The 22,179-nt window shown below is 71.6% G+C and carries 22 protein-coding genes; 16 read left to right on the top strand and 6 right to left on the bottom strand.

Features of this window, described 5'->3' with window-relative positions:
* Positions 1-331 precede the first annotated feature (331 nt).
* Positions 332-1,558, bottom strand: coding sequence for a hypothetical protein (locus tag ACQKQD_RS30220; protein WP_427510452.1), 1,227 nt, complete (start codon positions 1,556-1,558; stop codon positions 332-334).
* A gap of 243 nt (positions 1,559-1,801) precedes the next feature.
* Between ACQKQD_RS30220 and ACQKQD_RS30225 the strand changes: the two genes are divergently transcribed.
* Both ACQKQD_RS30225 and ACQKQD_RS30230 read left to right on the top strand, forming a co-directional pair.
* On the top strand, positions 1,802-2,395 hold the full coding sequence (locus tag ACQKQD_RS30225; RefSeq protein WP_427510453.1) for an adenylate/guanylate cyclase domain-containing protein: 594 nt from the start codon (positions 1,802-1,804) through the stop codon (positions 2,393-2,395).
* Between the two features lie 112 nt (positions 2,396-2,507).
* On the top strand, positions 2,508-2,747 hold the full coding sequence (locus tag ACQKQD_RS30230) for a hypothetical protein (protein WP_020096021.1): 240 nt from the start codon (positions 2,508-2,510) through the stop codon (positions 2,745-2,747).
* Positions 2,748-2,830: 83 nt separating this feature from the next.
* Here the strand turns inward: ACQKQD_RS30230 and ACQKQD_RS30235 are convergent, their stop codons facing one another.
* The 4 genes from ACQKQD_RS30235 to ACQKQD_RS30250 all read right to left on the bottom strand — a co-directional run bounded on the left by ACQKQD_RS30235 (position 2,831) and on the right by ACQKQD_RS30250 (position 8,824).
* On the bottom strand, positions 2,831-3,772 hold the full coding sequence (locus tag ACQKQD_RS30235) for a hydroxyacid dehydrogenase (protein ID WP_427510454.1): 942 nt from the start codon (positions 3,770-3,772) through the stop codon (positions 2,831-2,833).
* 88 nt (positions 3,773-3,860) lie between these two features.
* The gene (locus ACQKQD_RS30240; RefSeq protein ID WP_427510455.1) at positions 3,861-6,344 is read right to left on the bottom strand and encodes a putative bifunctional diguanylate cyclase/phosphodiesterase; all 2,484 of its coding nucleotides are present in this window, start codon (positions 6,342-6,344) and stop codon (positions 3,861-3,863) included.
* Positions 6,334-7,791, bottom strand: coding sequence for a cytochrome P450 (locus tag ACQKQD_RS30245; RefSeq protein WP_427510456.1), 1,458 nt, complete (start codon positions 7,789-7,791; stop codon positions 6,334-6,336). Before ACQKQD_RS30245 ends, ACQKQD_RS30240 begins: the two co-directional genes overlap by 11 nt.
* Positions 7,792-7,960: 169 nt before the next feature.
* On the bottom strand, positions 7,961-8,824 hold the full coding sequence (locus ACQKQD_RS30250) for a S1 family peptidase (protein ID WP_427510457.1): 864 nt from the start codon (positions 8,822-8,824) through the stop codon (positions 7,961-7,963).
* Between the two features lie 381 nt (positions 8,825-9,205).
* Here ACQKQD_RS30250 and ACQKQD_RS30255 point away from each other — a divergent pair, with 381 nt between their 5' ends.
* The 14 genes from ACQKQD_RS30255 to ACQKQD_RS30320 all read left to right on the top strand — a co-directional run bounded on the left by ACQKQD_RS30255 (position 9,206) and on the right by ACQKQD_RS30320 (position 21,691).
* Positions 9,206-11,089 (top strand): methanol/ethanol family PQQ-dependent dehydrogenase, encoded by a 1,884-nt coding sequence (locus ACQKQD_RS30255; RefSeq protein WP_427510458.1) that lies wholly within the window; start codon positions 9,206-9,208, stop codon positions 11,087-11,089.
* 162 nt (positions 11,090-11,251) lie between these two features.
* Positions 11,252-12,160 carry a methanol oxidation system protein MoxJ gene (moxJ, locus tag ACQKQD_RS30260; RefSeq protein ID WP_427510459.1) on the top strand — a complete coding sequence of 303 codons (909 nt, stop codon included), beginning with the start codon at positions 11,252-11,254 and terminating at the stop codon, positions 12,158-12,160.
* A 68-nt stretch (positions 12,161-12,228) separates the two neighbouring features.
* Positions 12,229-12,816, top strand: coding sequence for a cytochrome c(L), periplasmic (moxG, locus tag ACQKQD_RS30265; protein WP_020096029.1), 588 nt, complete (start codon positions 12,229-12,231; stop codon positions 12,814-12,816).
* Positions 12,817-12,902: 86 nt separating this feature from the next.
* Positions 12,903-13,193 (top strand): methanol dehydrogenase [cytochrome c] subunit, encoded by a 291-nt coding sequence (locus ACQKQD_RS30270; RefSeq protein WP_012321128.1) that lies wholly within the window; start codon positions 12,903-12,905, stop codon positions 13,191-13,193.
* A gap of 102 nt (positions 13,194-13,295) precedes the next feature.
* The gene (locus ACQKQD_RS30275; protein ID WP_427510460.1) at positions 13,296-14,327 is read left to right on the top strand and encodes an AAA family ATPase; all 1,032 of its coding nucleotides are present in this window, start codon (positions 13,296-13,298) and stop codon (positions 14,325-14,327) included.
* A complete protein-coding gene (locus ACQKQD_RS30280; RefSeq protein ID WP_091928531.1) occupies positions 14,324-15,178 on the top strand; it encodes a DUF58 domain-containing protein in 855 nt (284 codons plus the stop codon). Before ACQKQD_RS30275 ends, ACQKQD_RS30280 begins: the two co-directional genes overlap by 4 nt.
* A 2-nt stretch (positions 15,179-15,180) precedes the next feature.
* The gene (locus ACQKQD_RS30285) at positions 15,181-16,161 is read left to right on the top strand and encodes a nonribosomal peptide synthetase MxaA (RefSeq protein ID WP_427510461.1); all 981 of its coding nucleotides are present in this window, start codon (positions 15,181-15,183) and stop codon (positions 16,159-16,161) included.
* Positions 16,162-16,165: 4 nt separating this feature from the next.
* Entirely contained in the window at positions 16,166-17,230 is a 1,065-nt protein-coding gene (locus tag ACQKQD_RS30290) for a vWA domain-containing protein (protein ID WP_427510462.1), read from the top strand.
* Entirely contained in the window at positions 17,227-17,856 is a 630-nt protein-coding gene (locus ACQKQD_RS30295) for a hypothetical protein (RefSeq protein ID WP_056529792.1), read from the top strand. The genes ACQKQD_RS30290 and ACQKQD_RS30295 overlap by 4 nt, the downstream gene beginning before the upstream one ends.
* Positions 17,853-18,956, top strand: a complete 1,104-nt coding sequence (locus ACQKQD_RS30300) for a vWA domain-containing protein (protein ID WP_427510463.1) — start codon at positions 17,853-17,855, stop codon at positions 18,954-18,956. Before ACQKQD_RS30295 ends, ACQKQD_RS30300 begins: the two co-directional genes overlap by 4 nt.
* 2 nt (positions 18,957-18,958) lie before the next feature.
* Positions 18,959-19,513: an SRPBCC family protein gene (locus ACQKQD_RS30305; protein ID WP_427510464.1), complete on the top strand. Its 555-nt coding sequence runs from the start codon at positions 18,959-18,961 to the stop codon at positions 19,511-19,513.
* A gap of 8 nt (positions 19,514-19,521) precedes the next feature.
* Positions 19,522-20,472 (top strand): cytochrome D1 domain-containing protein, encoded by a 951-nt coding sequence (locus tag ACQKQD_RS30310; protein WP_427510465.1) that lies wholly within the window; start codon positions 19,522-19,524, stop codon positions 20,470-20,472.
* Positions 20,469-21,002: an MxaH protein gene (locus ACQKQD_RS30315; protein ID WP_234081580.1), complete on the top strand. Its 534-nt coding sequence runs from the start codon at positions 20,469-20,471 to the stop codon at positions 21,000-21,002. Before ACQKQD_RS30310 ends, ACQKQD_RS30315 begins: the two co-directional genes overlap by 4 nt.
* Positions 20,999-21,691, top strand: a complete 693-nt coding sequence (locus ACQKQD_RS30320) for a response regulator transcription factor (protein ID WP_020096040.1) — start codon at positions 20,999-21,001, stop codon at positions 21,689-21,691. The genes ACQKQD_RS30315 and ACQKQD_RS30320 overlap by 4 nt, the downstream gene beginning before the upstream one ends.
* Before the next feature lie 26 nt (positions 21,692-21,717).
* Here the strand turns inward: ACQKQD_RS30320 and ACQKQD_RS30325 are convergent, their stop codons facing one another.
* On the bottom strand, positions 21,718-22,152 hold the full coding sequence (locus ACQKQD_RS30325) for a hypothetical protein (RefSeq protein WP_427510466.1): 435 nt from the start codon (positions 22,150-22,152) through the stop codon (positions 21,718-21,720).
* Positions 22,153-22,179: the final 27 nt, after the last annotated feature.

The raw sequence follows: 22,179 nt of genomic DNA on the forward strand, positions 1-22,179 counted from the left end.
ATTTGGCGGGAATTCCGATCGTAGCATCAGCGGCTTAAGCTAAAGCAGGGCAAGCGCCCGCACCTCAGAGCAGCCGCAAGTTCAAATGGCACACCGCTGCGGCACTTCTGCGCAGTGCTGTGCCCCCTCCTCTGTAGGCTCGGCAAGGAGCCCGGTCTAGGTGGGATGATTGGCGCTGATCGGCTTTAGGAAGTGATTTCCTGGCATTCTCTGAGGTGAGGTAGGCACTTAGATCCATCCCACCTGAAAGGCAGGTGGGATGCTAGGTGGGATGCCCGCTGCGGGGCTTGCCTCGTTCATCGGGTTGCATCTGTTTGACCTAGTGGTGCTTTCAGCTCTTCTTCACAAACAGAGCTAGGATTGCCGCCATCAAGATCCTCGTTTTGGCAGCAATGGATAAAATCGGCCCGCCGGTGGAACTGTCGATTTCCTGGAGTTCGTCTAACATATAATCGCGCACGGACTCTCTATTATTGGCCGACGCGAGCATAAACGACAAAATCAGATAAGAAAGCGAGAAGGCTAAGTCAGTGCCGACGCCCCAGTTCCGTATTCCTTCTAGGCCAGTTGCCTCAAAATCAAAATTGTTGAAGCGGATCAGGTCCTGAGCGAAAGATCCAAGTCGGTCCCATGAAATTGATATTGTCATAGGTGACATCAGGCTATTGAAAATGGTTGCCACCATCCAACTGTCTGGTAGCGCTTTCTGCAAAACAACGGCGAATATACTTTCGGGGTTGAGTAGAGCGAGCGTCATTGTGGACGCGTGCGCGATAGCTAGGTTGAGAACTGTCGGTGTGTCGATACCAAAGAAATCCGGCAATCCGCTCCTGAAGGTTACAATCGAAGTTACCGCTATGTACGTCGATAGTTCGATCAAAATGAACGGCGAAAGCAGAGCTACTGCGAGCGATAGAAATACGGAGATGACCAGCCACAGTCCCGAGTTGGCAAGCCGCGATAGCACAAATAGCGTCACCCTCATCGATATGACGATCGCAATCCCAACGGTGAGGAAGGTGAAGGTGTCCGATATTATTTCGCTCAAAGCGAAGACCCACTTGATCTGAGCATCGGAGAAGGACCGAATAGCGGCTGCGATTTTCTCTTTGTGGCCGGGTTTGCTATCGACGAAATTCAAGGCGCTCTTTCGCGCGACACAACTTTTCCCATCGTCATTGTAGAAAAAATTTGGCCCATCTGTCGACATTCCAAGATCAAATGTGACGCTATAATGCGTATCGATAACGAAATCGGATAGTAATATAAGGTTTTTCTCCAATTCATTTCTTGATTTGACGATCAGTTCTGGAATTTTTGACACAAAACACGCGAACGACACGCTTGAATAAAATATTAAGTACCATCCCCTTGAGTTTTTCATTGTTTTCCGAAGTTTAACGAGTGCTTCAAAAAACTGACCTTTTTCTGACAGGCCGCCAATTATTACGTAAAGCTCCAGTATTCGTCGTCTAATATCGGATTTAGTTTGGACGCTAGTCATAAAGTGCAGTAACTGAAGAGTCAATGGGATCAAAGTTATTGCTAGAAACAACATCGGCGCCTCAAATCAACTCTCGATGTCATCCGGGAAATGCCGACGATTTTTGGCGCGGCTGGCATGGATCGTGACCAAATCTTCGCCGCCATCAGCGTGGCGCCGTTTCAAGGGTTCGGGTTCTTTCCCCTCTGCCGTACCGGTGCGCCTCGGGGCTCCCACAGCCTTAATCCCTCTGATCCAAGCCGGGCGGTGATGCGCTCGATCGAGCGGTGCCGGTGTCATGATAGTATAATCTGACACATGCGCGGCTCGACCACCCTGGCCGAGAGCCTGGATCCGCACCGGCTCTCCGAGTTCCTGTCCGCCTTCCGGCGGCGGGTGACGCGCCTCGCCCGCCTGCGGGGCGGCGTGGTCGACAAGTTCATCGGCGACGGCGCCCTGGTGGTGTTCGGTCTGCCCGAGCCCCGGCCCGACGACGCGGCCCGCGCCCTCGCCTTCGCGCAGGACCTCGTCGCGGTGATCGCCCGCTGGACCGACAGGGCCGCACCCGCGCAGGCCGTGCGCATCGGTGTCGGCGTCCATTACGGCGAGGTGTTCTGCGGGATCATCGGCGAGGAGGCGCGCTACGAGTTCACCGTGCTGGGCGACGCCGTCAACGTCGCCGCCCGCCTCGAGCAGGCGACCAAGCTCCACGGCGTCCCGATCCTGGTCTCGGAGGCCGCGCGGCGGGCCGCGGGGGCGCCGGCCGAGGCGTGGCGCGAAGTCAGTCGCGAGCCCCTGCGGGGGCGCCGCGAGCGCATGGCCTACCACACGCCCACCGCCCCGGGAGCGGGCGGTCCCGGCCCCCGGCGGGAAGAAGATATCGCGTTCCCGGCGGTCGAACCGGCCCTCTGAGAAGAACCTGTCTGTCGCGGGGATCGAATGGAGAACAAGCATCTCCGCGCGCAGCGAAATTCGAAAGACGTGTCCATTGCGAACGGACCTGCCGAGCGCGACATTCGGCACCATGCGCAGCGCCTCTGAAAACCAGTCGCCGGCCTTCGATCCGTTCGGCGAGCCCGTCGCCGACGGCGTCGCCGGCGCCTGCCCGGCCACCTCGACCGGCGACCGCACGGCGCGGCGCGTCGGCGGTGCGGTGTTCTGGACGCTGGCGCTCGCGATCCTGGCCGGCCGCGTCTACGCCTACGATCTCCCGGCCGTGCAGGCCGTCGCCTCGCACGCTGCCCAGGTGCTCGCCCTGCGCTGAGCCTCCCGGTCGAGCCCGTCGAAGGCGACCCGCGCGGCGCGCAGGTTGCCGTCGATGTTCAGCCGCGCGCGGGCCCTCCCGGTTCAGTCCCTCGTGAAGTGGCGGCGGACGGCCTGGGCCGTGACGGCGGAGACGCGCACGTTCGATTCCTGCGTCACCCCGGCGATGTGCGGCGTGAGGATCAGGTTCGGCACGTCCGCGAAGACGGCGCCCGCCGCCGCGTCGAGGGGCTCGCGGTCGAACACGTCCAGCGCCGCGCCGCCGAGATGGCCGGACCGCAGGGCTTGCGCCACGGCGGCCTCGTCCACCACCCCGCCGCGGGCCGCGTTGATCAGGATCGCGCCCGCAGGCATCCGGGCCAGCACCGCCGCGTCGATCAACCCGCGGGTCTGATCGGTGAGCGGCACGTGCAGCGAGAGCACGTCGCTCTGGGCGATCAGGGCGTCGAGCGCCTGGCTCTGCACGGGGCCGGTGGCCGGGTTCCAGGCCGGGTCGCCCGCGGCCACGAAGGGGTCGTGGGCGGCGACCGTCATGCCGAGGGCCGCCGCCCTCCGGGCAGTCTCGCGGGCGATCGACCCGAAGCCGACGAGGCCGAGGCGCTTGCCGGCGATCTCGCGGCCCATCAGGGCGTTGCGCGGCCACGTGCCGGCCGCCACGCGGGCCGTGGCCCCGTAGGCGCCGCGCAGGAGCAGCAGCGCGGTGGCGACCACGTACTCGGCGACCGCGCCGTCGTTGGCGCCGGTGGCCGGGTAGACCGCGATGCCCCGGTCCCGGCAGGCCGGGACGTCGATGTTGTCGAGGCCGACGCCGAGGCGGCCGACGACCTTGAGGTCGCGGGCGGCGTCGAGCAGGGGGCCGCGGACCTGGGTCCGGTTGCGCACGATCAGGGCGTCGGCCCGGGCCACGGCGGCGGCGAGGTCCCCGGGCCGGTCGACGAGACCCGGATCGTACTGCACGTCGAGGCCGGCGAGCTCGGCCGCGATCGCGGCCTCGTCCATGAACTCGCTGATGACGACCTTGGGCATGGCGCGCCTGTGTCCCGGTTCCGCGTGGTCGTCTCCCGCTAGAGCCGTTCCGGCCCGCGTGGCAACCCGGATCCGGGTTCGCCCGCCCTCAGGCGACCGCGCGGACCGCCCGCTCGGTCGGGAGCGCCCGCCGGGGCAGGCTCTCGATCAGGCCGGGGATCTCCTCGGGCGGCCGGGCCGGGCTGTACAGGAAGCCCTGCGCGCTGTTGCAGCGCCGCAGCCGGAGCAGCTCGGCCTGCTGCTCGGTCTCGACGCCCTCCACGGTGACGTCGATGCGCAGGTCGCGGGCGATGACCATGATCGCCTCGATCACCGTCAGGCATTCGGGGCGGCTGCTCAGGTCGCGCACGAAGGCGCGGTCGATCTTGATCTTGTCGACCGGGAACTGCGTCAGGTAGCTCAGCGAGGAGTAGCCCGTCCCGAAATCGTCGAGGGCGATCCGCACGCCGAGCGCCCGCAGGGAGCGGAGATTGTCCAGCACGTGCGGCGTGTTGGCCAGGAAGATCGACTCGGTGATCTCGATCTCCAGGCGGTCCGCCGCGAGGCCGGTCTCGCCCAGCACCGCCGCGACGTCGGCGAAGAAGTCGGGCCGGCGGAAATGGACCGACGAGATGTTGACGGCGACGCGCAGGCGCACCGGCCAGGTCAGCGCCTCCGCGCAGGCCCGCCGCAGGGCCCAGCGCCCGATCGCGAGGATGAAGCCCGTTCCCTCGGCGATCGGGATCAGCTCGGCGGGCGAGACGGGGCCGAGACCGGGCCGGGTCCAGCGGAGCAGCGCCTCGCAGCCGACCACTTGGCCGTCCTGCAGGCTGACCAAAGGCTGGTAGTGCAGCGCCATCTCGCCGTCGGCGAGGGCCTGGCGCATCGCCTCGTCGAGTTCGTGCCGGCGCTGGACGCGCACGTCCAGGTCGCGGTCGAAGCCCCGCCAGCGCCCCTTGCCGCCCTGCTTGGCGCTGTAGAGCGCGAGATCCGCCTTCCGGAGCAGGTCCTCGGGCTCGGTCGCGTCCGCGGGGGCGCAGGCGATCCCGACGCTGACGCCGATCTCCGCCCGGACGCCGTCGATGAGGTAGGGCTCGCGCAGGGTCGCGATCGTGGCCTCGGCCAGGGCCTGCGCGGCCGCGCCGTCCCGGCCGCGCTGCAGGATCGCGAACTCGTCGCCCCCGAGACGGAACGCCTGCGCGTCGGCCGGGAGCAGGGCGCGCAGGCGATCGGCGACCTGCCCCAGCAGGGCGTCGCCCGCGGCGTGGCCGATGCTGTCGTTGACGGTCTTGAAGCCGTCGAGGTCGAGGTAGAGCAGGCTGACCGTCGTGTCCGGGGCCGGTTGCGCGTTCTGCGGCGCGTTCTGCGCGGCGGCCGCGCAGGCCTCGGACGCGACGTCGTGGAACATGACCCGGTTCGACAGGCCGGTCATCGGGTCCCGGGTGGCCAGATAGGCGATGTGCGCCTCCGCCCGGCGGGCCTCGGTCACGTCGGAGCCGACGCCCCGGAACCCCGCGAAGCGCCCCTTCTGGTCGAGGAACGGCTTGCCGCTCAGCCGGAGCCAGCGCCGGCCGGCCGGCGTGTCGACGGCGATCAGGTGCTGGTGGAAGGCGACGCCCCGCCGGAGACGGTCCACGAGGTCGGCGCTCTGGTCGGCCTCGGGGGGCGCCTCCGCCCGGCCGGCGAGCAGCGCCGGGAACGAGGCGTGCTGGAGGCTCTGCACCGGGCAGGCCAGCACGTCCGCCATCCGAGTGGAGACGTGCTGGAACCGTCCGGTCCCGTCCGTCTCCCACAGCCAGTCGCTGGCATTCGCCTCGAAGGCGTTGAGCAGCAGCCCAATCGTCTCGCTCTGGTCCTCGACCCGCACGCGGTCGAGGATGCGCTGGCGCGACAGGCGGCTCATGCGGCTCACGCTCGTCACCACGAAGATCGCGTAGACGGCGAGCAGGAAGCCGATGCTGAGCGCGACCGGCTCCCCGGACCGGGCCAGCCCGACGAAGCTGCCGACGATGACCGGGACCGCGAACAGGTACGAGACCGATAGGAGCGGGCCGACCACGTAGGCGTCCGAGATCAGGCCGGCCACGATGGCGACGACGAGCAGCCGCGCGTCGCCGCCGGAGGGGGCGAACAGCACGACCGGCAGGGTCGCCCAGGCGAGGCCCAGGGCGAAGGCGAGGCCGGCGGAGATCCGGCAGCCCCACCGGACGGTGTGCGCCGAGGCGGTGTCGCCGTGGGTGCGCCAGTAGAGCCAGGTCGCGTAGGTCGCCGCCGTGATCAGCACCGCGACCACGGCGAGCAGGCCGAGGAGGTAGGTGTGTGAGGCCGAACCCCAGAAGAAGTACGCGACGGCCAGCGCGATGATCAGGTGCGTCACCGCCGAGTAGGTGGCGAGCTTCAGCGTCTCGTCGAGGAGCCCCGCCCGCACCTGCAGGCGGTAGCGGCTCGGCAGCGCGTCGTCGGCGTCGGGACCGAAGAGGCGGCCGAGCAGCGATCCCGGCCGGCGGTCCGGCCAGGTCCCCCGCCGCGCGCCCGGCCCGGTCGCGCCCGCGGAGATCTCGGGCGACACCTCGGGCGACATCTCAGGCGGCATGGGCCGCCCCCTGCTCGGCCCCGTGCCCGGCCCCCTGCCCGGTCCCGTGGCGGGGCGCGACCCTCATGGTCAGGCCGCCCCTGGGCCGCAGGGTCACGCGGAACTGCGCCGCCGGCATCTCCGCCGTCACCGGCCGGAGGCGGAAGGCGGGCAGCAGCGTCGCCAGGACGACGAGGCACTCGGTCAGGGCGAGGCCCATGCCGATGCAGACCCGCGGGCCGGCGCCGAACGGCAGGTAGGCGTAGCGGTCGCGCGCGGCGGCCCGCTCCGGCGCGAAGCGGCCCGGGTCGAACGCCTCCGGCCTGTCCCAGAGCAGCGCGTGCCGGTGCAGGGCGTAGACCGGCACGTGGACCGACTGCCCGGCCGGCACGACCGTGTCCCCGAGCCGGACCGGGGCCCGCGTCCGCCGCACGATCAGCGGGGCCGGCGGATAGAGGCGCATCACCTCGAGGAGCACCTGACGCGTGTAGGGGAGCCGGTCCACGGAACCGGGATCGGACTCGGGATCGGCGCCGAGGCGCGCCATCTCGGCGACGACGCGCTCCTCCACCTCCGGGTGCTCGGCCAGGACCCGGAAGGTCCAGGCCAGCGCCAGGGCGGTGGTCTCGTGGCCGGCGGACACGAAGGTCAGCAGGTTGTCGACGAGGCTCGCCTCCGTGAGCGGCGCGCCGGTCTCCGGGTCCCGCGCCTGCAGCAGGAGGCCGAGGAGGTCGGAGCCGGGCTCGCCGCGGGCCCGGCGGCGCGCGATCGTGCGGGCGACCTCGCCGCGCAGGTAGCGCACCGCCTCCGCCCCGGCCCGGGACCCCGGATGCGGGACCCAGGCCGGCGCCCGCAGCATCTCCAGGGCGATCTTCCAGCTGGTCTGGCCGAGATAGGCGTCCATCGCGGCCCCGAAGGGCCCGACCTCCAGGTGGGGATCGCCCGACACCATCGTGGCGACGATGACGTCGAACGTCGTGCGCATCATCTCGCGCAGGATGTCCCGCTCGCTCCCGGCGGGATCGGCGTCGCGCCAGCGCGCCCGCGTCGCCGCGGCGGCCCGGGCCATGGCCGGCACGAAGCTCCGGACCCGGTCCGGGCGGAACATCGGGGTCGCGGTCCTGCGCTGACGCCGCCAGTGGTCCCCGTCCGCGGTGAGGACCCCCGCCCCGAGGGCCGGGGCCAGCGCCCGGAGCATGAACGGCTCCCGCTCCAGCGCCTCGGCCTGGTCGACCATCAGGCCGCGGATGTGACCGGGATCGCAGACGTAGGTGGTCCGCTGGCCGAGGAAGCGGGTGGTCACCAGGGGTTGTGTGTAGATCTGCCGGGGCCAGGCCTCGATCAGGCTGCCCAGCATCGTGACGAGCACGGATGGCAGCGCGACCGCCTCGGCCACGCCCTCTGCCACGGCCGCCGCGAACGGCGGCCGTCCCGGCGCGCAGACCCTGAACGTTCCGACAGCGGGCATACCGGCTCCCTCGCGGGACCAGATTCGAGGTTCAACGTTAAGTTTTGGCTTGCCGCCGCGGCGCCGTCGAGCGCTTCCCCCGGCGCCGGGGCGGAAACCGCCGCCTTGCTTACCGGGAGCTTACCGGATTCCCGGGGAGGCGCCGCGGACACCCGGGGGGCGGCCCGCCCTAGCGGTCCCGGGTCGCGCGGGCCTGAGCCTCGAGGGCCTCGTGGAGCCGGCCCTCGATCAGCAGGGCCGAGCCGTAGTGGAACTCGATGTCGAAGGCGTGGCGCTGGTTCATCGAGAGCGACGCGCTCTGCATCGCGATGAGATGGCCCTCCGCGTCGAACAGGCCCGAGCCCGATCCGCCGTAGCCGTCGTTGCAATCGTGGCGGGCGCGGCGGATCGCGCCCTCGCTCGGCGGATCGATCCGCCGGACGGCGCAGGATTCCCGGCTGCTCTGCCCCCGGTAGTTCTCGTGCCCGGCCGGTGAGACCATCGTCACCGGGAGCGTCAGGTCGCCGGTCGGAAGGGTGGGCGGGTCCGGGATCGGCTGCGGCCGCGCCTCGGCCGGCTCGGCGAGGCGCAGCAGCGCCCAGTCGTCGGTGATGTGCAGGCGCCGCGCCTCGGGCTCGACGCCGAGTTCCAGGATCTCGGGCACGAAGGCGTAGTTCCGACCTGCTATCTGAAAGTAGCAGTCGGCGACGTTTCGAGTAACCTCCAGTTGTCGATTGCGGAAATTGTGCGCGTTCATCAGCACGAGGGACCGGCTCCCGATCAGCCACGCGGCGGCGGCCTTCTGGGGAATCCCGTCCGGGCGCCGGCACCACAGGACGCCCGCGCCGGGAAAGCGCTCCAGGTCGGCCCCCGTCAGCTCGCGCCGCCCGTCCTGCTGGTAGAGCGCCGCGAGACGGCGTTCCCCGCCGGTCCCGGCCGCCAGGGCCGCAGGCGCCAAGGTCGCGGTTGCCAGAGCCGCAGGCGCCAGGGCGAGAGCCGCCCAGCAGGCGGCCAGCGCCGGAGAGCGGGCCGCGCAGCCCGTGACATGACCCATGGCGTCCTCCCGGGACGGGTCGGCGGACGGCTCCGGGCCCGCACGCCCGCGTATCGTTCCCACCTGTCTGGCCCACCTGTCTGGGATAGCGGTCGGCTCTCGGTCAAGGTCTCCGTGATCTTACCAGATCTCCGGTGTTCAGTTGCCAAATCATCCCGAAAAGAAATGTTTCGTTTTGCAAAGACACGCATTACAAGCCGTGCGAATAATCAAGTGGCGCACAACGATAATAAGTCTTTCATAAGCTCAGCGAATACTGGAAATGGCCCGGTTATCGCGACGCTGGAGGCGGATTTGTCGGTGAAAGTCGTGTCGCCATCGAATCAACACCACGATGACTGCGAGGCCAAACGGCGTGGCAGTCCGGCGAGGAGACGCAGGATGATCAGGCTCCGGAATTCCGTCTCGGCATTGGCGATCATGGCGCTCGCGCCGGTCGCCATGGCGGGCGTGGCGCAGGCCAACGACAAGCTCGTCGAGAAATCGAAGAGCGACGAGAACTGGGTGATGCCCGGTAAGAACTACGACTCGAACAATTACAGCGACCTGACGCAGATCAACAAGAGCAACGTCAAGCAGCTCAAGCCGTCCTGGACGTTCTCCACCGGCCTGCTCAACGGCCACGAGGGCGCGCCGCTCGTCGTCGACGGCGTCATGTACATCCACACCTCGTTCCCCAACAACACCTTCGCCCTCGGCCTCGACGATCCGGGCAAGATCCTCTGGCAGGACAAGCCCAAGCAGAACCCGGCCGCGCGCTCGGTGGCCTGCTGCGATCTCGTGAACCGCGGCCTCGCCTACTGGCCCGGCGACGGCAAGACCCCGGCGCTGATCCTCAAGACCCAGCTCGACGGCAACGTCGCCGCCCTCAACGCCCAGACCGGCGAGACGGTGTGGAAGGTCGAGAACTCCGACATCAAGGTCGGCTCGACCCTCACGATCGCCCCCTACGTGGTGAAGGACAAGGTGATCATCGGCTCCTCGGGCGCCGAGCTCGGCGTGCGCGGCTACCTCACCGCCTACGATGTCAAGACCGGCGCGCAGGTCTGGCGCGCCTACGCCACCGGCCCGGACGAGGACCTGCTGCTCGCCAAGGACTTCAACATCCACAACGCCCATTACGGCCAGAAGGGCCTCGGCACCTCGACCTGGGAGGGCGACGCCTGGAAGATCGGCGGCGGCACCAACTGGGGCTGGTACGCCTACGATCCGGGCACCAACCTGATCTACTTCGGCACCGGCAACCCGGCGCCGTGGAACGAGACCATGCGTCCCGGCGACAACAAGTGGACGATGACGATCTTCGGCCGCGACGCCGACACCGGCGAGGCGAAGTTCGGCTACCAGAAGACGCCCCACGACGAGTGGGACTATGCCGGCGTCAACGTGATGATGCTGTCCGACCAGAAGGACAAGGACGGGAAGATGAGGAAGCTCCTCACCCACCCGGACCGCAACGGCATCGTCTACACCCTCGACCGGACGGACGGCACGCTGGTCTCGGCCAACAAGATCGACGACACCGTCAACGTGTTCAAGTCGGTGGATCTGAAGACCGGCACGCCGGTGCGCGATCCGGAATACGGCACCCGGATGGACCACCTCGCCAAGGACATCTGCCCCTCGGCGATGGGCTACCACAACCAGGGCCACGATTCCTACGACCCGAAGCGGCAAGCCTTCTACATGGGCATCAACCACATCTGCATGGATTGGGAGCCCTTCATGCTGCCCTACCGCGCGGGTCAGTTCTTCGTCGGTGCGACGCTGAACATGTATCCGGGCCCGAAGGGTGACCGGCAGAACTACGAGGGCCTCGGCCAGATCAAGAGCTACAACGCCATCACCGGCAAGTTCAACTGGGAGAAGATGGAGCGCTTCGCGGTCTGGGGCGGCACCACCGCCACCGCCGGCGACCTCGTCCTCTACGGGACGCTGGACGGCTTCATCAAGGCGCGCGACTCCGACAACGGCGACCTCCTCTGGAAGTTCAAGCTCCCGTCGGGCGCCATCGGCTACCCGATCACCTACACCCACAAGGGCACGCAGTACGTCGCCATCTACTACGGCGTCGGCGGCTGGCCGGGCGTGGGCCTGGTGTTCGACCTCGCCGACCCGACCGCCGGTCTCGGCGCGGTGGGCGCCTTCAAGAAGCTCGCCAACTACACCCAGATGGGCGGCGGCGTGATGGTGTTCTCGCTGGACGGCAAGAGCCCGTACGACGACCCGAACGTCGGCGAGTACGCGCAGCACGCCGCCAAGTAAGGGCCCCCAGTAACCGCCGCCTGCATCCCGTCGGCCCCTCGGCCGGCGGGGTTCTGGGATCAGATCCCGACAGGCGGGGCCCTCTGGCGCCCCGCCTGTCCCTCCGGACACGCCATCCGGACACGCCATCAAGAAACGCTTCGACAACAGGGATCAACGTCCATGCCGCGCCCGCGCGCACGCATCCTGGCGGCCCGCTTCGCCGCCGTCCTGACGCTCGCCACCCTGGCCGCCGGGCCGGTGGTGGCCCAGGAATCCGAGGCCCAGGCCATCCAGTCGGATCCCGGCAAGGCCCCGGCCGCCCCGCCGGCCGACCCCGCGACCCTGCGGATCTGCGCCTCCGAGAAGCAGCCGCCCCTCTCGATGAAGGACGGCTCCGGGCTCGAGAACCGCGTCGCGGTCGCCGTCGCCGAGGCGATGGGGAAGAAGCCCATCTTCGTCTGGCTCGAGAAGCCCGCGATCTACCTCGTCCGCGACGGCCTGGAGAAGCGGACCTGCGACGTGGTCGTCGGCCTCGACAGCGACGACCCGCGGGTGCTGACCACCAAGCCGTACTACCGGAGCGGCTACGTCTTCATCACCCGCGCCGACAAGGATCTCGACGTGAAGTCCTGGTCCGACCCGCGGCTCAAGACCCTCGACCACATGGTGGTGCCGTTCGGCTCCCCCGGCGAGGCGATGCTCAAGGATATCGGCCGCTACGAGGAGGACATGGCCTACCTCTACTCGCTGGTGAACTTCCGCTCGCCGCGCAACCAGTACACCCAGATCGACCCGGCCCGCATCGTCAGCGAGGTCGCCAACGACAAGGCCGATGTCGGCGTCGCCTTCGGCCCGGACGTGGCCCGCTACGTCAAGGATTCCCCGACGCCCCTGCGCATGACGCTGGTCCCGGCCGACACGGTCGGCAGCGACGGCCGCAAGGTCCCGCAGGTCTTCGACCAGTCGATGGGCGTGCGCAAGGACGACGAGGCCCTGCGCAAGGCCCTCGACGCCGGGATCGAGAAGGCCCGGCCCGCCATCGCGGCGATCCTCAAGCAGGACGGTGTGCCGGTCGTCGCCTCGAACTGAGGCCGCCCCACCGAGACCGGCCCGGCGCGTCCGGGCCATCGATCAGGACATCAGGACCCGCTCAACAGATGCACATCGTACGTTCGGCCCGCGTCGCCCTTCTCACCCTCGCCGTGGCGATGCCCGCCGCGGCCCGCGCGCAGCCCCAGTCCGGCCCGCAGACCGGCATCGTCTTCCGCAACACCATCACCGGCGAGGCGATGGACACGGCCGAGGGCAAGCCGGGCGGGCGGGACACGCAGGCGGTCAAGACCTTCTTCCAGACCGGGAAGAACCTCTACATCGACGACAAGTCCTGCCTGCGGAACGGCGAGAGCCTGTTCCTGACCTCGTGCTCCGGCTGCCACGGCCATCTCGGCGAGGGCAAGGTCGGGCCCGGCCTCAACGACGATTACTGGACCTACCCGGCGAACACGACCGATGTCGGCCTGTTCGCGACCCTCTGGGGCGGCGCCAACGGCATGATGGGACCGCACAACGAGGATCTCAATCCCGACGAGATGCTGCAGGTCATCGCCTGGATCCGTCATCTCTACACGGGCCCGGTGAAGGATGCCGAGTGGCTCACCGACGAGCAGAAGAAGACCTACAAGCCCTTCAAGGAGGGCGAGACCTTTGCCAAGGACGTGCCCGGCCAGTGCAAGCCGCTGGACTAGCCGTTCTCGGCAAGTCGCGCCCCGCGCAAGACGGGGCGAACCGGCGGCCCGACCGGCCGCCCCAGGAAGAGACGGAGGAATCTACGATGCGCACAGTGATCACGGCGGCGATGCTGATCGCGGGGGCGGCCTTCGCGGTGCCGGCGCTGGCCTACGACGGTCAGACCTGCAAGGCGCCGGGCAATTGCTGGCAGCCGAAGCCCGGCTTCCCCGAGAAGGTCGCCGGGACCAAGTACGATCCCAAGCACGACCCGAAGGAGGTCAGCAAGCAGGCCGAATCCATCAAGCAGATGGAGGAGCGCAACAGGAAGCGGATCGAGAACGCCAAGAAGACCGGCAAGTTCGAGTACGACGTCGCCAAGATCTCTTCGAACTGATCGCGACCGATCCGACCGTCCTGGGGCCGGCCCGCGCCGCGGCGCCGGCCCACAGCGACGCTCGGCAGCGCACGCCGCATCGACACGCGCAGGCACCGCCTCATGAACACCCTCCGTTCCGGAGACACGATGCTCACCGACTGGCGGGCGGCGGCGGCCCGCTTCGAGGCGGAGGTCGCCAAGGCGGTGGTCGGCCAGGAGCGGGCGATCCGCCTCGTGACGATCGCGATCTTCGCCCGCGGCCACGTGATGCTCGAGGGCGATGTCGGCGTCGGCAAGACCACCCTGCTGCGGGCGGTGGCCCGGGCGCTGGGCGGGGCCTACGAGCGCGTCGAGGGCACGGTCGACATGATGCCGACCGACCTGATCTACCACACCTACCTCGGCCCCGACGGCCGGCCGCGGGTCGATCCCGGCCCGGTCCTGGCCCGGGCCGAGGATCTCTCGGTGTTCTTCTTCAACGAGATCAACCGGGCGCGGCCGCAGGTCCACGCCCTGCTGCTCCGGCTGATGGCCGAGCGCAGCGTCCAGGCCTTCGGCCGCACCTACGCGTTCCCGAACCTGCAGGTCTTCGCCGACCGCAACCGCGTCGAGCGGGAGGAGACCTTCGAGCTCCCGGCCGCGGCCCGCGACCGCTTCCTGATGGAGATCGGGCTGGAGGCGCCCCGGGACGCGGCGGTGCGCCGGAGCCTGGTCTTCGACCCGCGCTTCCACGACACCGACGCCCTCGTCGGCGCGGTCGCCGAGGGCGTGCTCGACCACGCCCGGATCGGCGGCATCGCGGCCGCGATCCAGCACGCCGTCCGCGCGGAGCCGTCGATCGAGGCCTACGTGGTGGCCCTCTGGGACGCGCTGGTCCGCCCCGCGCAGGCCGGGATCCGGCTCCCGGGCCTCGACACCGCCACCCTGGTGCAGGGCGGCGCCTCGCCGCGCGGCGTCGCCTTCCTGGTGCGCGCCGCCCGGGTGCGGGCGTGGCTGGAGGGCCGCGAGTGGCTGGTGCCGGAGGACGTGCGGGCGGTCTTCACCGAGGTGATGGCCCACCGCGTCTTCCTCGAGCCTGTCCACGAGCTGCAGCGCGGCGCGATCGTGCCCGCCCTGTGCCGGGCCGCGTTCGAGACGGTGCCGGCGCCGTGAGCGACCCGCGCACGGCCGACATCGTCTACCTGCCGCGCTGGCGGCCGCGCGGCAGCCGGGCCGGCCTCCACCGGGGGCGCGACGCCGGCGGCGCCGGCCCGTTCCGCGATCAGGTGCCGTTCCTGCAACTGCCGGATGCCCGCCGCATCGACCTGCGCGCGACGCTGCGCGACCCGTTCGAGGGCGTGCATGTCCGCCGCTTCGAGGCGCGGACCGCGGTCGAGACCTGGGTCCTGGTCGATCTCTCGGCCTCGATGGGCTTTTCCGGCACGGCCGACCGGGCGCGGCTCACGGGCGATCTCTGCCGGGCCCTGGCCGTCTCGGCGACCCGGATCAGCGACGGGTTCGGCCTGATCGGCTGCGACGAGACCCTGCGCGACGACCTCACCCTCCCCGCCACCCGCCACCGGGGCGCGGCCGTCGCCGCGGCCGAGCGGGTCGCGGGCGCGCCGCGCGCGGGACGCGGCTGCGCCGGCATGCTCGAGGCCGCGCGGCGGCTCGCCGGGCGGCCGAAGCTCGTCTTCCTCGCCTCCGACTTCCGCTGGCCGGAGAGCCTGATCGCCCGGGTCTTCGCCGCCCTGGCGCCGCACGACACGGTGCCGATCCTGCTCGCCGACCCCGCCGAGGCGGAGGCGCTGCCGGCCTTCGGCCTCGTCGAGCTCGACGACCTCGAGGGCGGCGGCCGCCGCGTGGTCCTGCTGCGCCCGAGCCTGCGCCGGGCCTGGATCGCCCGGGAGCGGGACCGGGTCGCCGCCCTGGAGCGCGCCGCCGCGCCCTTCGCGCGCCGGGTCTTCCGGCTCGCCGGACGCTTCGACGCCCAGGCGCTGACCCGCCACCTGATGACGACCTGAGCATGGGCGCGCGCGGTCCCGCCCTCCTGCCGGCCGGCCTCTCCGCCAGCCTCTTCGCCAGCCTCCGCGCCGGCATCCTGGCCGCGCCGCTCGCCCTGACGGCCGGCCCGGCCGCCGCGCAGGTGCGCTCCGTCGAGGTGCGCAGCCCCCGGCCCTTCGGGATCTTCCTGGGCGACCTGATCGAGGCGCAGGTGGAGATCCTCGCCGATCCCGACTTCCGGCTGCAGCGCGCGACCCTGCCCCGGCCCGGTCCGGTGACCTACTGGCTCGACCTGCGCGCCGTCGCGGTCGAGGAGGCCCCGGCGGCCGGCGGCCGGCGGGTGCGCCTGAGCCTCACCTACCAGAGCTTCTACGCCGCCCTCGACGCCCGCACCCTGGAGGTGCCGGGCTTCCCCCTGACGCTGGCGAGCGAGGCGGCGACCGGGCGCACCACCGCGGCCGTCCAGGTGCCGGGCTGGAGCCTCGGCGTCTCGCCCCTGCGCGAGGTGCAGCCGCAGCGGCGCGAGGATCCGGCCGAGTACCTGCGCCCGGACGGCCGGAGCGGGCGGGTCGATCCCGGGCCGGACGTCGCGGCGGCGGCGGGTCTCGGCGCCCTCGCGGGCCTCGCCGCGCTGGCGCTGGCGCACGATCGGGCCTGGGGACCGTTCCGGCAGCGGCGGGGCCGGCCCTTCGCGGCGGCTCTGCGCGCGCTCCGGCGGCAGCGGGCGGGGGCCGGGCCCGATCAGGCCTACCGGGCGGCGCTGCTGGCCCTGCACCGGGGCCTCGACCTGACCGACGGGAGGCGGGTGCTCGCCGACGATCTCGGCGCCTTCCTCGGCCGGCACGGGGCCTTCCGGGGCCAGGCGGCGGGGCTCGCGCGCTTCTTCGAGGCCTCGCGCCTCGCCTTCTTCGGCGGCCGGCTGCCGGCCGCGCGCGCGGCCTGGCCCCGCGCCGAGGCCGAGGCGCTCCTAACGCGGCTCGCGGCGGCGGAGCGGAGCGCGTGAGGCCGTGACCGATCTCCTCGCCCGCCTCGGCGCGACCGATCCCTGGGTCCTGTGGCTGCTGCCGCTGGCGCTGCTGCCGCTGGCCCGCTCGGCCCTGCGCCGGACCTCCGTGCCGGCGGTCGCCGCCGCCCCGGCCGACCCCCTCTCGGCCTGGCTCGGCCGGGCGCTGACGCTCGCCGGCGTCCTGGCCATCGCCGGCCTGATCGTGGCCCTGGCGGGCCCCTACCGGACGGGCGCGCGGATCGAGCGCCTCGGCATCGGCGCGCAGGTCTCGCTGCTGATCGACCGCTCGGGCAGCATGAACGAGACCTTCGCGGGCCGGCAGCCCTCCGGCGCCGAGGAATCGAAGGCCGCGGCCTCCCGGCGCCTGCTGGCCGATTTCGTCGGCGCCCGGGCGCACGATCTGTTCGCCGTGACGGCCTTCTCCACCGCGCCGATGCTGGTCATGCCGATGACCGACCGCCACGACGCCGTGCGGGCCGCGATCGCCGCCATCGACCGGCCCGGCCTCGACTACACCAATATCGGCCGGGGCCTCGGCATGGCCCTGTCGCAGTTCGGAATCGATGTCGGCGCCTCGCGGGTTCTCCTGCTGGTCTCCGACGGCGCGGCGGTGATCGACCCGCGCATCCAGGACCAGCTGCGCGCCGCGGTCGCGCGGATCCGGCCGAACCTGTACTGGCTGTTCCTGCGCACCCAGGGATCGCCCGGCATCGCCGACCGGCCGGCCGGCGAGGACACGCCCCAGGCCGCGCCGGAGCGCCATCTCGACCTGTTCTTCAAGAGCCTCGGCGTGCCCTACCGCGCCTTCGAGGCCGAGGGCGCCGAGGCGGTGGCCGCCGCCATCCGGCAGATCGAGGCCCTGGAGCGGGACCCGATCCCCTACGTCGAGGAGCGCCCGCGCCGGGACCTGACCGGGCTCGCCGCCGCGCTCGCTGCCCTGGGCCTCGCGCTGCTGGTCCTGGCCAAGCTCGCGGAGGTGGACCTCGCGGCGGCACCGGCGGATGCGGAGACTGCGACGGAGGCCGCGACCGAGACCGCGGGCGCGGCGGCGCGGAGGGCGGCATGAGCGCCGGCGCCCTCCTCGACGGCCCGGCCCCGCGCCGCACCGCCCGCCCCCGCCTCGGCTTGGCCGCAGCGTGGCGCCGGGTCCGGCCGGCCCTGCTGGTCGCGCTGCCGCTGGTCCTCGCGGCCGCCGCCCTGTGGTTCGCGGTCTCGGGCTGGAGCGCCGCGCGCGACGACGACCGGATCGCCGCCCTGGAGGCGGGCCGCGACCGGCCGGTCGAGCCGGATGCGCGGCCGGCCCTCCTGGCGGCGCGGATCGGATTCCTCGCCGCCAGGGACCGTCTCGGCGAGACCGAGCCCCTCCTCGACGCCCTCGACCGCGCCGGCGCGGTGCGGGAGGCGGCCCGGGCGCGGTACGTCATCGGCAACGCGCGGATGCGGCAGGCCTTCGCGCTGATCGGCCGGGGCGACCTCGACAAGGCCGCGCCCCAGGTGACGCTGGCGCGGCAGGATTACCGCCGCGCCCTCCAGGCCCGGCCCGAGTTCTGGGACGCCAAGTACAACCTCGACGTCGCCTCGCGCCTCGTGCGCGACTACCCGGAATTCGACCGCAAGACCGGGGACGAGCTGCGCGCCGAGCCGAAGAAGATCTGGACCGACATCCCCGGCCAGCCGCGGGGCGGCCCGTGAGCCCGCGGCGCGCCCTTCCCCCCGTCCTGCCCTCGGTCCTGCCCACCCTCGTCGCCCGCAACCTGCGCGACGGGCGGTTCCGCGCCCTGGCGGCCGCCCTCGCGCTGGCGCTGGCGGCCCTGGTCGCCCCGCCGATCCCGGTCACCCGCACCGGCGTGTCGGTGCTGGCGGTGGTCGACATCACCGGCAGCATGGCGGTGCGCGACTATCCCGCCGCCGGCGGGTCGGTGAGCCGGCTCGAGACCATCAAGGCGGCGCTGCGGGCGACGCTGCCCGACCTCCCCTGCGGCTCGCGGGTGGCGCTCGGCCTGTTCACCGACCGGCGGCCGTTCCTGCTGTTCACGCCGGTCGAGGTCTGCGCCGACTTCGCGCCGCTGGACGGCGCCATCGCGGCCCTCGACCCGCGCATGGCCTGGGAGGGGGACAGCCGCATCGCGGCCGGCCTGTTCCGGTCGATCGCCATGGCGGGGGAGATCGACGCCGACCTCCTGTTCCTCACCGACGGCCAGGAGACGCCGCCGCTGCCCGCCTCCGGCGGCCCGACCTTCGACGGCAGGCCCGGCGCGGTGCGCGGGCTGATCGTCGGCGCGGGCGGCTACGGCCTGTCGCCGATCCCCCGCTTCGACGATCGCGGGCGCGAGACGGGCTTCCTCGGCGAGAGCGACGTCCAGCAGGAGAACCGCTCCGGGCCGCCCCCGGCCGACGCGGAATCCCGCGAGGGCTACAACCCGCGCAATGCCCCCTTCGGGGCCCAGGCCGCCCACGGCACCGAGCACCTCTCGTCGGTCCGCGAGCCCTACCTGAAGCGCCTCGCCGCCGAGACCGGCCTCGGCTACGTCCATCTCGACGGCCCGGGCGGTCTCGCCGCCCCTCTGCGCGCCGCGGCGACGCCGCGCCCGCTGCCCGGCCGCCTCGACCCGCGGCCCGCCCTCCTGGCGGCGGCCCTGGCTCTGACGCTCCTGGCCCTCCTGGCGGGGCCCCTCGCCCGCGCCCTTCGCGCGCTCCGCGGGCGCGCGGGCCACTCTGCTCCAATCCCTGCTCCAACCCCTGCTCCAACCCCTGCTCCAACCCCTGCTCCAACCGGAGCGATCAGGACCTGACCATGCGGATGCCCCTCGCCCTCTTTCCGGCCCTCACCCCGGCCCTCGCCGTCGTCGGCCTCGCCGGCGCGGCGCTGGCCCACGGGCCGACGCCGCAGAAGATCGACCAGTCGATCACCATCCAGGCGCCCCCGGAGGCGGTCTGGAAGGTGGTGGGCGATTTCGGCGGCATCGGGCGCTGGCACCCGGACGTGGCCAAGGCCGAGGCCAGTGGCGGCAACGTCGAGGGCACGACCCGCCGGGTGACCCTCAAGGCCGGCGGCACCCTGGTCGAGGGGCTGGACGAGTGGCTGGCTGACGGCCGGACCTACTCGTACCGGATGTCCGACCCGGACCTGAAGGCGCTCCCGGTCTCGTCCTACTCGGCGACGCTCACCGTGACCCCGGACGGGACCGGCTCCAAGGTGTCGTGGATCGGCCGCTTCTACCGGGGCGACACCGGCAACGAGCCGCCGGAGAACCTCAGCGACGAGGCCGGGCGCGCGGCGATGAACCGCTACTTCGCGGACGGGCTCAAGGGCCTGAAGGCGGCCGTCGAGGGCCGGACGACCCATTGAGGCCCCGCATGCGCCACCTGTGGCTGATCGCGACGCTCGCGGTCGCGGTCGCGGCCGGGACCGGCGCTGGGACCAGTGACGCGTCCGCGGCCGGCGACTCGGTCTGGGTCGTCAGCCAGCAGGGGGCCGAGCTGGCGCGGATCGAGGCCGGGAAAGTGGCCGGGCGGATCCCGCTCGGACCAGCGCCGGTGACGGCGGCGACCGACCGGGCCGGCCGCCTCTATCTGACCCACCCGGACGGGCGCGCCGTCACCGTCGTCGCGCCCGGCGCGCTGCCCCGCCGCCTGCCCGTCCCCGGCCAGGCCTTCGGCCTCGCGGCGAGCCCGGACGGGGACCACCTGTACGTCGGCGACTGGTCGGGCGACCGCGTCCTGCGGATCTCCGCGGCGACCGGCGCCGTCGAGGGCGCCGCGGCGGTGGGCCGCGACCCGGCCCACCTCGTCCTCGACCGGCGCGGACGGCTCTACGTCGCCGACCGCGAGAGCCGTCAGGTCAGCGTGATCGACACCGGGACGATGGCCCGCGTGGCCGTGGTCCCGACCGGCGAGGCGCCCTTCGCCCTGGCGCTCGCGCCGGACGAGGCGAGCCTCTACGTCGCCAACGTGCGCAGCGGCGACCTCACGGTGATCGACACGGCGACGCTGCGGGCCCGCGCCACGGTTCCGGCCGGCCGGATGCCCTACGGCGTGGCGGTCACCGGGGACGGCAGCCGCATCTTGGTCACCAACCAGCACGCCGCCGCCGTGACGGTGATCGACGCGGCCCGGCTCGAGATCGTCGCCACCGTGGCGGTGGGCCCCTATCCCGAGGGTATCGCGGTGGTCGGTCCGCTTGCCTACGTGGCGAACTGGTTCTCGGACGACGTCTCGGTGATCGATCTCGCCACGTGGCGCGAGACGGCGCGCATCAAGGTGGCGGAGGGCCCGCGCACGGTCCTGGCGGGGGAGCCCGCGCGATGAGCCGTGCCGGCCGCATCGGGATCGCGTCCGGGCTGGTCCTGCTGGCCCTCGGCGCCTGCGACCGCGGGGCGGACGAGCGCGCCGACGCGCGCGCCGACGAGGCCGGCGCGGTGGTGGCCACCACCGCCGAGGGCACCCTGCCGGCTTGGCTCGCGCCGACCGACGGGACCGACCCGGCCCGCTGGCTCGCGGGCCGCGAGGCCGGCAAGGCCCTGCCGGCCGACGATCCCCGCGTGCGCGCGATGGCGACGGCGCTGGCCGGAGCCCGCGACGGCTTCATCGAGGACCCGCGCATGATCGCCAACCGCACCGTCCAGCTCGGCCAGATGCTGGCCGAGGCCGGCATCGGCGAGGGCTACGGCGCGATCCTCGACGGTCTCGGCGGCATCGCGGCGGAGCGCGGCCGCCGCAAGAGCCTCTACGGCGAGATGTGCCAGCACTACTACAACGCCCGGATGCAGGGGGCCGACCACGCGGCCGCGCTGGCGCGCCTCGCCGGCCCGCACCCGGTCGGCGAGGGGACGCCGTGAGCGCCGCCCGGGCCTCGGCCGACCGTCCGGCGGGGCGGGACGGCCCGCGGGTTCTCGACGCGGTGCTGATCGTCGACGACCACCCGGTCGTGCGGCGCGGCTTCCGCCATCTCGCCGAGGATGCCGGCGTCCGGGCGGTCCACGAGGCCGCGGACGTGGTGTCGGGCTACCGCACCTTCCACCGCCACCGGCCCGGGCTGGTGGTGACCGACCTGGGCTTCCGCGACCAGGGGCTGTCGGGCCTGTCGCTGATCCGCCGGGTGCGGGCCCTCGAGCCGGCGACCCGGATCCTCGCCTTCAGCATGCACGACGATCCGGTGATCGTCGCCCGGGCCATCGAGGGCGGGGCGCACGGCTTCGTCCTGAAGGACACGGCGGTGACGCGCTTCCACGAGGCGCTGGCGACCGTGTCGGCCGGGCACAGCTACCTGCCGCACGAGGTCGCGACCAAGATCGCCATGCTGAATGCCGGGCTCCTGGAATCGCCCCTGGCACGCCTGACCGCGCGGGAGGTTCAGGTGCTGTCGCTGCTGGGGGCGGGCAAGTCCAACGAGGCCATCGCCGACAGCCTGTCGATGAGCCACCGGAGCGTGTCGGCCGTCGTCTCGGGCATGAAGCAGAAGCTCGGCGCCGGCAGCCTAGCCGACCTCCTGCGCATCGCCCTGTCGCGGGACGGGCGCCCGGTGTGACGACGACCGCCGTCAGCAGGCCGGGGCTACCGCGGCACGATCAGGCCGGGAACGATCGATCCCTGCGGCCCGAACGTCGCCTCGGCCTTCCGGCAATTGGCCGCGACGTCCTTCTGGTAGGCCGCGATGTAGCGGGTCGCGGTCAGGTGCAGGTCGCCGGTCTCCAGGCTCGCCGCGTCGACGCCCAGGGCCTCGACGGTCTGCTTGAGGCGCGCCGGATCGCTGCGCAGGCCGGGACATTCGAGGTTCACGAAACCGGCGAGCCCCGCGAGCTTCGCCGCCTGATTGCGCCGCGGATCGGCGGACGCCGGGTCCTGCGCCTGCATTGGGGGCTGTCCCTGGGGCTGGATCGGGTGTTGCGGGATGGGATGCGCGGAGGGCTGCGCCTGAGCGTGGGCCTGGGCCGTCAGAAGACCCAGGAGGCCGGCCGAGATCGGGCCGGAAAGACGGATCGCGCGCATCGCTTCTCCCATCCAGTCGCAGGAGCA

The organism is Methylobacterium sp. NPDC080182, from assembly GCF_050281105.1.
In the GTDB taxonomy this organism is placed as follows: Bacteria; Pseudomonadota; Alphaproteobacteria; order Rhizobiales; family Beijerinckiaceae; genus Methylobacterium.